At 35.1% G+C, this 12336-nt stretch carries 9 protein-coding genes and 1 riboswitch; of the genes, 3 read left to right on the forward strand and 6 right to left on the reverse strand.

Going from position 1 to position 12336, the window contains the following annotated elements; all coding sequences use genetic code 11:
• Positions 1 to 510: 510 nt before the first annotated feature.
• Positions 511 to 1317 carry an exodeoxyribonuclease III gene (gene xthA / locus KO527_RS00735; protein ID WP_216038499.1) on the forward strand — a complete coding sequence of 269 codons (807 nt, stop codon included), beginning with the start codon at positions 511 to 513 and terminating at the stop codon, positions 1315 to 1317.
• 1 nt (position 1318) lies between these two features.
• On the forward strand, positions 1319 to 2119 hold the full coding sequence (rlmA, locus tag KO527_RS00740) for a 23S rRNA (guanine(745)-N(1))-methyltransferase (RefSeq protein ID WP_216038500.1): 801 nt from the start codon (positions 1319 to 1321) through the stop codon (positions 2117 to 2119).
• Positions 2120 to 2192: 73 nt separating this feature from the next.
• On the opposite strand, the gene nhaD (KO527_RS00745) is transcribed toward rlmA, so the two are convergent.
• The 3 genes from nhaD (KO527_RS00745) to KO527_RS00755 all read right to left on the reverse strand — a co-directional run bounded on the left by nhaD (KO527_RS00745) (position 2193) and on the right by KO527_RS00755 (position 6080).
• Complete coding sequence (gene nhaD, locus KO527_RS00745; RefSeq protein ID WP_216038501.1) at positions 2193 to 3584, reverse strand: sodium:proton antiporter NhaD; 1392 nt, start codon at positions 3582 to 3584, stop codon at positions 2193 to 2195.
• Between the two features lie 198 nt (positions 3585 to 3782).
• On the reverse strand, positions 3783 to 4667 hold the full coding sequence (locus KO527_RS00750; RefSeq protein WP_216038502.1) for an NAD(P)-dependent oxidoreductase: 885 nt from the start codon (positions 4665 to 4667) through the stop codon (positions 3783 to 3785).
• Between the two features lie 90 nt (positions 4668 to 4757).
• Positions 4758 to 6080 (reverse strand): sodium-dependent transporter, encoded by a 1323-nt coding sequence (locus tag KO527_RS00755; protein ID WP_216038503.1) that lies wholly within the window; start codon positions 6078 to 6080, stop codon positions 4758 to 4760.
• A 101-nt stretch (positions 6081 to 6181) separates the two neighbouring features.
• Here KO527_RS00755 and KO527_RS00760 point away from each other — a divergent pair, with 101 nt between their 5' ends.
• A complete protein-coding gene (locus KO527_RS00760; RefSeq protein WP_216038504.1) occupies positions 6182 to 6907 on the forward strand; it encodes a 4'-phosphopantetheinyl transferase superfamily protein in 726 nt (241 codons plus the stop codon).
• On the opposite strand, the gene lysC is transcribed toward KO527_RS00760, so the two are convergent.
• The 3 genes from lysC to KO527_RS00775 form a co-directional block, all read right to left on the reverse strand.
• Complete coding sequence (lysC, locus tag KO527_RS00765; RefSeq protein ID WP_216038505.1) at positions 6896 to 8239, reverse strand: lysine-sensitive aspartokinase 3; 1344 nt, start codon at positions 8237 to 8239, stop codon at positions 6896 to 6898. The genes KO527_RS00760 and lysC overlap by 12 nt on opposite strands.
• A gap of 78 nt (positions 8240 to 8317) precedes the next feature.
• Positions 8318 to 8517: riboswitch (Lysine riboswitch) on the reverse strand.
• Between the two features lie 102 nt (positions 8518 to 8619).
• Complete coding sequence (nhaD, locus tag KO527_RS00770) at positions 8620 to 9876, reverse strand: sodium:proton antiporter NhaD (protein ID WP_216038506.1); 1257 nt, start codon at positions 9874 to 9876, stop codon at positions 8620 to 8622.
• Between the two features lie 373 nt (positions 9877 to 10249).
• A complete protein-coding gene (locus tag KO527_RS00775; RefSeq protein ID WP_216038507.1) occupies positions 10250 to 12301 on the reverse strand; it encodes a S9 family peptidase in 2052 nt (683 codons plus the stop codon).
• Between the last annotated feature and the right edge of the window lie 35 nt (positions 12302 to 12336).

Raw genomic sequence — 12336 nt, forward strand, 5'->3', positions numbered from 1 at the left:
CCACACAGATGATTACTTAAATTTTTAAAGAACGTTTCAAGCTTTTTGGCTAGTGCCGTTTTGCTTGGGGTGTGCATAATACACCGTGATTATTTTGAGTCAAGATTTAATTTAAAAGTTTTTACAAAATTTTAAATCTAGTTTTAATTAACTCTACCAACCTAGTCGATGTCGCTACATCCCTTTAAGAATGTTGCTTTCCGTCTGTGTCGGTGGAGGCGCAGTATAGAGAGATTCTATCTCAGCGCAAGTGTTTTTTTTATCTTTTTTCACTTAAAAACTTCACAGCTACTTTAACTACAATTTACATACAAGATATTCACAAAAATCTGTGCATAACTTAGTATAAATGTCTTTCAATAAGGTATTTGCTTCATATAATCATAATTTCTATTTCCTCTACTATATATAATGCTAATATTCTGTTTATATATATGTACTCGATATTCAAGAATTAGCTCATTGCTTATTTAAATTTTCTAAATAATGAATTCACGGAATTAATATAAGATGAAAATCATCAGTTTTAATATAAACGGCTTGCGTGCTCGCCTTCATCAATTACAAGCAATCATAGACAAACATCAGCCTGATATTATCGGTTTGCAAGAAATAAAGGTTCATAATGATGCTTTTCCTGTAGCTGACGTTGAAGCTATGGGCTATCACGTTTATTTTCATGGTCAAAAAGCGCATTACGGTGTTGCTATGTTATGTAAAAAAGAAGCTGATGTAGTTCAAATGGGCTTCCCTACTGATGATGACGAAGCTCAAAAACGTATGGTCATGGTAACCACCACAAATAATGCAGGTGAAAAAGTGACAGTGTTAAATGGTTACTTTCCTCAAGGAGATAATATTAGCCATGAAACTAAGTTTCCGTATAAAAGACAATTTTATAAAGATCTGATGGGCTATTTAAATGAACACCATACTAATGATGAAAATATCGTTGTCATGGGCGATATTAATATCTCTCCTACAGACTTAGATATCGGTATTGGTGAACCAAACGCTAAACGTTGGTTAAAAACAGGAAAGTGTTCATTTCAACCTGAAGAAAGGCAATGGTTAGCAACATTGATGGATTGGGGCTTCAAAGATACATTTAGAGAGCAAAATCCAGATGTATCTGATCGCTACTCTTGGTTTGATTATCGTTCAAAAGGTTTTGTAGATAATCGAGGTTTAAGAATTGATGTTGTATTGGCGACTAATTCATTAGCACAACAGTGTATTGATACAGGTATCGATTATGAATTAAGAGGTATTGAAAAGCCATCAGATCACGCACCAATTTGGTCTGAGTTCAAATAATATGACTTTAGATTATATTTGTCCTATTTGTTCTTTAGCGCTGACATTAAGTGAGCGAACTCTTAAGTGTAGTAATAATCATAGCTTTGACTTTGCAAAAGAGGGATATGTAAACCTGTTACCTGTTCAAAATAAAAAAAGTAAAGATCCTGGCGATAATCTTGAAATGGTACAAGCGCGTCGCAATTTTTTAGCTAAAGGTCACTATGCTTTTTTACAAAGTGCAGTTGCACAAAAAGTTAAAGACTTAGGCACTGAAAAGACAATCATCGATTTTGGCTGCGGTGAAGGATTTTATACGCAAGCTTTACAGAAATCAGCACTCAATAGTAAAGTTTATGGCATAGATATCTCAAAACCTGCTGTAAAATATGCAGCAAAACGTTACCCTGACTGCCACTTTAGTGTTGCTTCCATCGCACAAGCTCCTTTTAATGATTTGCAAGCTGATGCCATAGTCAGTATTTTTGCACCATTATTTGATGATGAATTATCGCGTTTATGTAAAGATAAACTCATTGTTGCTAGCCCTGGACCTAAACATCTTTTTGAACTTAAACAGCAAATATACCAAGATGTTAATTTACATACGCCAGTTCCGTGCCCAAATGGATTTGAAAGTTTTAGTGAAGAGATTTTAACGGCAACTGTAATACTTGATATTCCTACAGCAAAAGATTTAGTTATGATGACACCCTTTGCATGGAAGTTTAGACCTGAGCACTGGCACGCTTTAGAGCAAAAAAAGAATATAGAAGTTACATTAGAATTTTACTTATCAACATTTAAAAAAATCATTTAGCTTATTTTCATTTTTAACAAAAAAGGCTTCCCTGGGTAAATCAGGGAAGCCTTTTTTAATTGTTAATAGTTGCTTAACTATTTAATAATAAATGAGCATAAATACTTGCTGCATATCCTAGTGCAATAACAGGCGTCCATTTTAAATGACTAAAGAATGTATAATACCCTCTTGCCTGCCCCATTAATGCAACACCTGCAGCTGAGCCAATCGAAAGTAAACTACCGCCAACACCTGCAGTTAAAGTCACAAGTAACCATTGTGAGTGTGGCATTTCTGGTTGCATTGTTAATACCGCAAACATGACCGGAATGTTATCTACAATAGCAGAAAGAATACCAACCAAAATATTAGCATTGGTAGCACCAAGTTCTCCGTACATAAATTCTGAAATTAAACCTAAGTAGCCAATATAACCTAAACCACCAACTGCTAAAATCACACCATAGAAAAAGAATAAGGTGTCCCACTCTGCTTTGGCTATTTTATCAAAGATATCAAAATCATCTGTTCTTGTTCGACCAGCGGGAACGTCTGATGTATTTAATTTACCTTGACCAGATTTTTTAATATAGAAACCAAACAGTTTTAAATAAGCTAAACCTAACATCATGCCAAATACAGGTGGTAAATGTAGGAAGTTATGGAATGATACTGCAGTGATGATAGTTAAAATAAATAAGCCAACTATGGTTAAGCCGCCATTTTTAATTTGAGTCACGTCACCTGCTCCAGTTTTAGGGCTGCCTTTAGGAAGGAAAAACTGCATTATAAACGCAGGGATCACATAGTTAACGATTGATGGAATAAATAACGCGAAAAACTCCGTGAATTGTACTATCCCTTTTTGCCATACCATTAAGGTTGTTATATCGCCAAACGGACTAAATGCACCACCGGCATTAGCACCAACAACAATATTTACACAACTCATGGCAACAAATTTAGGTTCATCTTTACCGACTGCAAGTACAACAGCACACATGATCAGGGCAGTTGTTAAATTATCTGCAATTGGAGAAATAAAGAAAGCAAGGATACCTGTAAGCCAAAACAACGCTCTATAGCTATAACCTTTTAATATTAAAACATCACGTAGCGCATCAAATACATTACGTTCAAGCATTGCATTTATATAAGTCATCGCGACTAATAGGAAAAAGAAAAGTTCAGCGTACTCTAGAAAGTTATGACGAATTGCAACTTCTGCCGAGTGTGGCATACCTTGAGAGTTATAGAAGGCAGCTATCAGAATCCATATAAGACCTGCGGCTAATAAAACTGGCTTTGATTTACGTAAGTGTAGTTTTTCTTCAAGAATAACTAAAGCATATGAGAGTACAAAGATTGCGAGGGCTGTATACCCTATCCAATGTGATGTTAAATCTATGCTATCGCCTCCTCCTGAAGCAAAAGTTGAACCTGAAAAGACAAGTGCGACCAGAGTGATTAAAAGATGTTTCATGTAGTTTAGCGTCCCCAAATGTTGCGATTATAATATCGAGCGATAGCACCAATAATTATGCCCACAGTAGATTGAATCTATGCGGGGCAAAGTAGCACTATTTAACTTATTTTTATTGATTTAAAACAAACAAACGATACACGGAATGATTATTATGATTTTTAGTTTGTTTTATGGTTTAAATATCATCAATGTTAATTATTTTTCTCTTCTCGTATGTTCGAGTCTCGAAAGTAAGCTTGATGTATCATGGCGACCGCCACCTAATGATTGCACTTCGCTATAGAATTGATCAACTAATGAAGTAACAGGTAAGCTTGATTGATTACTTCTTGCTTCGTTTAATGCTATGCCTAAATCTTTTCTCATCCAATCTACAGCAAATCCGAAATCATACTCACCTTTACACATCGTTTTGTAACGGTTTTCCATTTGCCAAGACCCAGCGGCTCCTTTTGAAATAGTTTCAATCACTTTCTCAGCATCCAGGCCTGCGTTGCGTGCAAAGTGTAGGCCTTCTGCTAATCCCTGTACTAAACCTGCAATACAAATTTGATTCACCATCTTGGTTAATTGACCTGAACCAATTGGACCTAATAATTGACTAAATCTCGAGTAGCAGTCCATTACAGGTTGCACTTTATCAAAAATGGCTTGTTCACCACCTGTCATCACAGTTAAAACACCATTTTCAGCCCCAGCTTGCCCTCCTGAAACAGGTGCATCTAAAAATGAGATCCCTTTGTTTTGTGCCGCTTGTGCAACTTCTCTGGCAACCTCGGCTGATGTCGTAGTATGATCAACTAAAATACTCCCTTGGGCCAAACCCGCAAGCACGCCTGATGATCCCAGTGCTACTTCACGTAAATCATCATCATTACCAACACATACAAAAACAAACTCCGCTTCAAACGCAGCTTCAGATGGGGTAGATGCCATAGCGCCACCATATTGTTCAACCCACTTTTTTGCTTTGGTTTCAGTTCTGTTAAATACAGTTACGTCAAAACCTGCATTTTTCAAATGGCCAGCCATAGGATATCCCATAACACCTAAACCGATAAAAGCGACTTTAGTTGACATTTTTTTACCTTTTTATTAAGCACTTATACGAAAAACCATTTATCTGTTTAAAAAGACAAACGGTTTTAGAATTTCATTAATTAATATTTATTATTTGAATGCTACATTAGCAAAAACTGCGGTCATTAATATTGGACAAACGTAGCGTACATACTGTGCAAACCAATAATGAAGCCCTTTTGAAACCGCTAATAACTTATTGCCTCTTTTCCATAACCAGCCAACAGTTATAAAATAAAACAGTCCCATTAATGGCAGCTGATACTGGGTAAATACTTGGATCACTAAACCAAATAACCAATCAAAATTTAAAATAATGATGCTAGATGCAACAAAAATTATAAGTGTCACTAACCATGTTGCTTTTTTTCTAGAAACGTTTTTATTTTCAACTAAAAAGGCTACTGGGATTTCAGTTGAAGAAATTGTTGAGGTGATAGATGCAATTGACATTAAAACAAAAAAGATAAAACCAACATACAAACCAACTTGGCCCATAGAGCTGAATAATTCTGGTAAAACAGCAAAGATCAACTGCCCTTCACCAATTAGTTTTCCATTTTGAAATACATCTACACCATGACTTTGAGCCACATATAACGCAGGGATTATTAATAGGCCAGCAAGAAACGCCACGCTGGTATCTAATAAGGCAACCGATAAAGTAAGTTTAGGTAAATTAGCATCAGGTTTGAGATATGAACCATAAATCATCATACAGCCAACACCAAGTGATAACGAGAAAAACGCTTGGCCCATAGCTGCGATTATAAGTTCAGGATCAGTGATCTGATTAAAATCAGGCTTTAAATAGGCACTAAAACCGGCCATTGCACCATCTAACGTGGCAATATAAGCAATAAGTAAAACCAGCAATATTAAAAGTAAAGGCATTAATCTGCGCGACCAAGTTTCAATACCCGACTTCACTCCTTTTAGAATGATACTGGCACTTAATACCAGCATGAAAGGTGTGAAAATAAAGTTACGTAGCGTTGAGTCACCTTTTAGAAACTCACTCACTTGCGTAAAGTTAAGTAAAGTTGCTATAGGTTCTAAACTATATGCAAGCATCCAACCAGCTACAATTGAATAAAAACTCAACATAACAATTGCACCTGATAAGCCGATATATCCAGCTGCAGCGCCCATGTTTTCTGAGTTTTCTTTACATGCTTGTTTTAAGGCCTCGACTGGGTTGGCTTGCGCACTGTGCCCTAAATATAATTCGGTATACAGTGCAGGTAAGGCAAGCAGAAAAATAACAAGAAAATATACCAGTAGAAAAGCACCACCACCATGATTTGCAGCTTGAGTAGGGAAACCCCAAATATTGCCAAGTCCAACAGCTGCGCCGGCCGCTGCCAGTACAAAACCTAAACGACTTTGAAAGCCATCACGTAATTCTGCCATTTTATTATTATCTCTTATTATTATTATGTATCATGCATGCCAACAGAATCGAATTTTACAGGCTTATCGGCCTATATAGCAAGTAACATAAGACAGGAACCATGATATTTAGTCCCTTTTTTAAAAATGAACTTAAAATAGAAAATAAACAAGATAAAAAGATCCTAAGCTCAGGAATAAACCTATTCATTTTATCATCACAACAAGTTGAGATTGATAAGTTTCCCTATGAAAAAATATTTTCAGAATTTGAAATTTCCACTATCGATAAACGAAAAAAGTATTCTGCAAAACAAGAGTACTTAGCTAGCCGTTATATTATAAAAAAATTAATAACCACTATAATAAACTGTGAATTTACTCAAATAGAAACTAAGTTCAATCAACAACTCAGTCGTTTAGAAGTACTTTATAATAATAAACCTTTGCCGATATCTATCTCCATTTCCCATAGTAAAGGCATGGTTTGTGTAGCGCTAAGTCAGATAAGCCAATCATTTGGCGTAGATTTAGAGCATATCAATCAAAAGCGGTCATTTATAAAATTAGCTAATCATTTTTATCATGAAAATGAAGTGCAGCTTATTTCAACTGCAAATCAGCCCCATACTATTTTTTATAGGATTTGGACTTTAAAAGAGGCACTTGCCAAAACGATTCGATTACCCATATCGCAATTATTAAGTAAAAACGTTTTTGAAGAAATCCAAAAACGTCAATTATATACAGCATCATGTCATTATGATGGTTTTGATATTACCTTGATAAATAACACGCCATTAAATAATGTTGTTCTCAAAACCATAAATATGCCTTTAAGCCTCTAACAATCTACTATGGATTGATTGAACAATATGATCTGAACGAGATTGCTCAACTAAAAAACATAGATTATGTTTACTTGCACCGTGGCAGATCATACGAATGTCAAAATCAGATAATACTTGCATCAAATTAACTTCCTGTTGCTGTAATTGAATTTGAGAACCAATTAAAGCGATAAGCGTTAGGTTATTTTCAACTGTCACATGACAAAATTCAGAAAGTAAGTCTAAGCATGCTTGATCTAATTCAGGACGACTGGCATTTGGCGCATTATCTAGTGTAAGTGCAACACTTATTTCCGAAGTCGTTACTAAATCAACTGAAATATTATATTGCGCTAAAATCGTAAATACTTTTGCTAAAAAACCGCTCGCCAATAACATTTCAGGGCTTTTTAACGTTAATAAAATTTGATTTTTACGTTGTGTAACAGCACGAATGCCACTATGTATTGTTTTTTCTTTTTCAATCCAAGTACCACCTTCATTAGGCTCACGACTTGAGCCTACAAATACAGGTATACCCGCCCGACTTGCTGGCAAAATAGTTGCAGGATGAAGTACTTTAGCACCAAAAGTTGCCATTTCAGCAGCTTCATCAAAACTCAATTTAGCGATCGGCGTTGCTTTAACACACAGTCTAGGATCTGTAGAGAAAATACCAACAACATCAGTCCAAATATGTATCGCAGAAGCATCAATTGCCTCAGCAAATAAAGCTGCACTATAATCAGAACCGCCACGCCCCAAAGTTGTGGTATTGCCCTGATTATCTGAACCTATGAATCCTTGTGTAACAACCACTTGAGATTCTAGTAAAGGACATAAATCTGTTAATGCGGCATCTTTTGTTGCTGAAATATTAGGTATTGCTTTACCATGCTGACTATCAGTTTTAAGTACATCTCTTGCGTCAAAACGTACTGCATTGATATCCAACCCTCGTAAAACTTGAGTAAATAAATATGATGATAACCTTTCACCAAAGCTTAATAATGCATCTTTGTTTTTTTCACTTGGATTATCATTTTGAGCAAGCTCTTGAAATAAATTAAGCGTTTGGTTAAAACCATCCGCTAAATCTGAATCTAAAGTGATATTTTTCAATATAGAGTTTTGAATGTCACATACTTGTGTAACGTGTTTATTACGCTCAATCTGAGTTAAATTATTTTGGCATAATGCAACTAAATGATTGGTTACACCCGCACTGGCACTCACTGCAACTAAGCGCACTTGTGAGTTGTTTTGAATAATTTGAGCGCAACGGCTCATCGCGTCGAAATCGGCAACACTTGTGCCACCAAATTTTGCTACAACATAAGATGAATTCATGGGATCTCCTAATACTTATAAGGAGAACTTGGCAGGACTAAAATCTAGATACTAAAAGTATTAAGGCTATAAAATGTCTCAGCCAGAAGCTCTCCACCTTATTAAAACTTAAATTTAAGCTTTAATACTCGGTGACAATTTTTGAGGATTCAGCCTCAAAAACCGAAAAACAATTTCACGGCGAAATCATTTCTCTCGGCGAAAGTCCCCCTCATTAGTGATCTCTGGATACCGCTCCTCACACTAATATACCTGGCTTTCGCTCCTCTTCTGTTATTTGAAGCTTAAAATGCTTCAAATAAAACCCTACCAAATAGTAGGGACTTGAAATTTACATTTTAGACGTCTAGCTGTCAATAATTAATTTGGCTGAAATTAAATTAAACGTTTGGCATTAAAAATCCGGCTAAATATGCACCAGTGTAACCTACTGTATATGCGATTAATAAATAGAAGCTCATTTTCAAATAACTTAGGAATGTAAGCTCCTTAATTTTGCTCATAGCAATAATACCGGCTGCTGAACCAATAATTAGCATAGAACCGCCCACACCTGTAGCATAAGTAAATGCAAGCCATTGTCTTGGATCCATCGCGATATCAGCTTTTAATAATGCCGCGGTTAATGGCACATTATCAACTGCTGCAGATAAAATTCCCATTAAGTAATTTGCATACTCAGGTGCTAAAATTTCATATAAATGCGTAAACTGATTTAATACCCCAACTTCTTTCATTGCACCAACAAGTAATAAAACACCTACAAAAAATAGTAAAGTATCGTATTCAATTTCACGTATATAATCGATGATTTTTTTATTCACATCTTTCTTACGCATTAAAAATTGTGCAACTAAAAACATTAAAGATAAACCAAATAAGAAAGTCAGAACAGGCGGCACTTGATACATTACACTTAAAAGCAAAGTTGCAGTAATAGTAGATAAAAATATTACCGCAATTGTAATATCTGTTTTTTCTATTCTTCTATGTGATTGCGCCTCAAATGTTAAAGTACCATTCATGTTCAATGACAGTAACCCCGCTAAAATCAGTACACTGAAAGCTGATGGCACGACTAATAAAAGTAAATGCCCTATTGTTACTTTGTCAGCTAGGAATATCATTAATGTTGTTACATCGCCTGTGATCAATGATACTCCGCCCGAATTTACGGCAAAGATAATTAAAGTTGCGTACTTGATACGTTTTTTAGCTTCTAACTTGAGTGAAAGAACAACAGCAAGAGAAATAAGTGTTGCAGTAATATTATCTGATATAGAAGAGAATAAGAAAGCTGCTAAACCGATTAAAAACATCAACTTTCTTTCAGTGATTTTCTTTGGCATCACTCTATGTACCAAGTTTTGTATAAAACCCTTTGAGTTTAAATAAGCAACAAATGTCATGGCTGACATTAAAAATAACCATAAGGTCGCTATTTCCAAAATATTATGGTCTAACTGATGCTGTACTGTTTCAGTGGTTTGACCGTTAATAGGTGAGATAAATGCAATAATCCAACATAAAGTACCAAAAAATAATGTTGTTTTTGCTTTATTAACATGAATAATATCTTCAATCACAATTAATAAAAATGCGATTGCGACCAGAGCCAATATGATGCCAGTAACCATTGGGTTTTTAACCTTTTACAAAATAATGAAAAAAATGGGGTACAAATTTGGCGCGCAGTCTAACACTTAAATTCATATAAAACTATGCGCCTTTTTGATCTAGATTAAGGCTAAAAACTTATAAAAGATATATATGAGATTAAGGTGAATATTTATTAAAAGTTTAAGTTAAATTTAAAAGAAACCAGACATAACGCGGTTAGTTAATAACTAAAAAGAGTAGAAAAAACAAAAAAATAGGAAGTTCATGCACGACAAGTGTAAAATATTTCAGTTGTATATATCAAATATAACTGTGTTATAACTATACAAAAAAACCAACCTAATAAACTTAGATTGGTTTTGGAATTATTATGTTTGAATTATTCAATGATTATTTTTGAGTATGTTTCTTCATCCAGTCAAAAACTTCACCGTACCAATGAACTCTATTATCTTTATTTAAGATCCAGTGATTTTCATCTGGATAAATAACCAATTTAGACTCAATGCCCATACGTTGTAAAGTTGTATAAGCTCCTAAGCCTTGAGCATATGGTACACGGTAATCTTTCAAGCCGTGGATCACTAACATAGGTGTTTTCCAGTTTTTAGTAAAAGAAGCTGGATTGAATTTCTTATAATCTTGGGTATCAGCCCAAAATGCGCCGCCCATATCATGCTCTGGAAACCAAAGTTCTTCAGTACTTTGATAAAAGCTATCCATATCAAATAAGCCCGCATGATTGATTAAACAGTTAAAACCGTCTGTCCAATTACCAGCTATCCAATTCATCATATAACCACCGTAAGAAGCCCCTAATGCACATGCATTATCAGCATCTAACCAAGTTTGTTGTTTTGTGATGAACTCAAAACCTTTTTGTAAGTCTTCTAAAGGTTTACCACCCCAATCTCTTGAGATTGAATCAGTAAAATCTTGTCCGTAACCCGTTGAACCATGGAAGTCTATCATCACAACGCCATACCCTTGCGCCGCCCATAATTGTGCATTCCAACGAGAACTAAATAAATTACCAAATGATCCCTGAGGGCCACCGTGTACTAAAAATGCGATTGGATACTTTTCACCTTGCTGAACTTTCTCTGCATCAAAGTTCCATGGTTTAACAAAATAACCATGCACTTTTTCATCATTCCAACCAGGGAAGTTAAACTGTTCAAACTCACCAAATTGAACATTAGCTAATGTATCTTTATTAATATCCGTTAACTGATGTAAATCAGAACCATCACGGTTAATTGAGAATATATTTTTTGGCGAATTCAAAGCATGGCGACTAAATATTATTTTATTGCCCGCTAAATGTAAGTCTCCAGCACTACCATCTGAGTATATTTTTCTCACATCACCAAAATTAGTACTGATCTCATAAATACTTTTTTGACCTACATCTTGTGCTACAACATATACAGCACGATTATTTGGGGCAAAAGTAAAGCTTGAAACACTACGATCCCAAAGAGGCGCGATTTCTTTTAATTCTGAGGTTTTTAAATCTTTTAGCATTAAAGAGAATTTATCTGCTTCAAAACCTTGTTTTTTCATGGCGAGATAAACCATAAAACGTCCATCAGCAGAAAATGCAGGTTGTGAATCCCATGCTTTATTCTCTGCAGTCAAATTTTCAACTTCGCCACCTTCAATCGATACTTTGAATAAATCATAGTTTGTTGTCCAAGCTTGATCTTTACTTGGCGCTTTAGCTGAAAATACAACATTTAAACTATCTTGTGTAAAAGTCACCTCTTCCATGCCTGCAAAAGGTTTGGCAGGAATATCTGTATCCCAGTCAGGTGTTATATCTGATGCTTGAACTGCTGCTTTAGCTGATATATCTGCAACAAATATATGGCTTCTAAATTCAGTTTTCCAAGTGTCCCAATGACGTACAGGTAATTGTTTATACACTTTTGCTGTGTGTTTTACATTTTCAAGTTCATGCTTTTTATCAACAGAACATTGAATTGTTTGACACGTTGGGAATACTTCTAAAGCCAGTGCTAACTTTTTATTATCAGGTGACAGCTTATAGCCATTTACACTTAACGCTAAATCAGTCAAAGCTTGTGCTTCGCCACCATTTAATTTTAATTGCCAAACCTGAGTCGACTCAGTTCTATTAGCTAAAAATAAAATACTGTTATTGTCATTAGTCCAAGTGACATCTGATTCTGTTGCAGGATGCGATGTTAGCTTTTTATCTTTTGTATTAGATGCTAAATCTTTTAAATATAAATCACTGCCTGATTGTGTTTTTAAAGCATAAACTAACTTAGAACCATCAGGAGAAACACTCATACTATGAACAGAATTTAATGAGTTTAACGTTTCAACTGTGAATGCTTCTTTTGTTGTTTCTTGTGCCTGAGCAACAGTTACAACTGAGCCAGCAAGCAGTGATAAAGCGAATACTTTTTTCATTTTTATCCCTTTTTATTTCGCATAAAATAAAAGCG

Origin of the sequence: Pseudoalteromonas sp. C2R02 (assembly GCF_018860845.1) — a bacterium.
Lineage (GTDB): Bacteria > Pseudomonadota > Gammaproteobacteria > Enterobacterales > Alteromonadaceae > Pseudoalteromonas.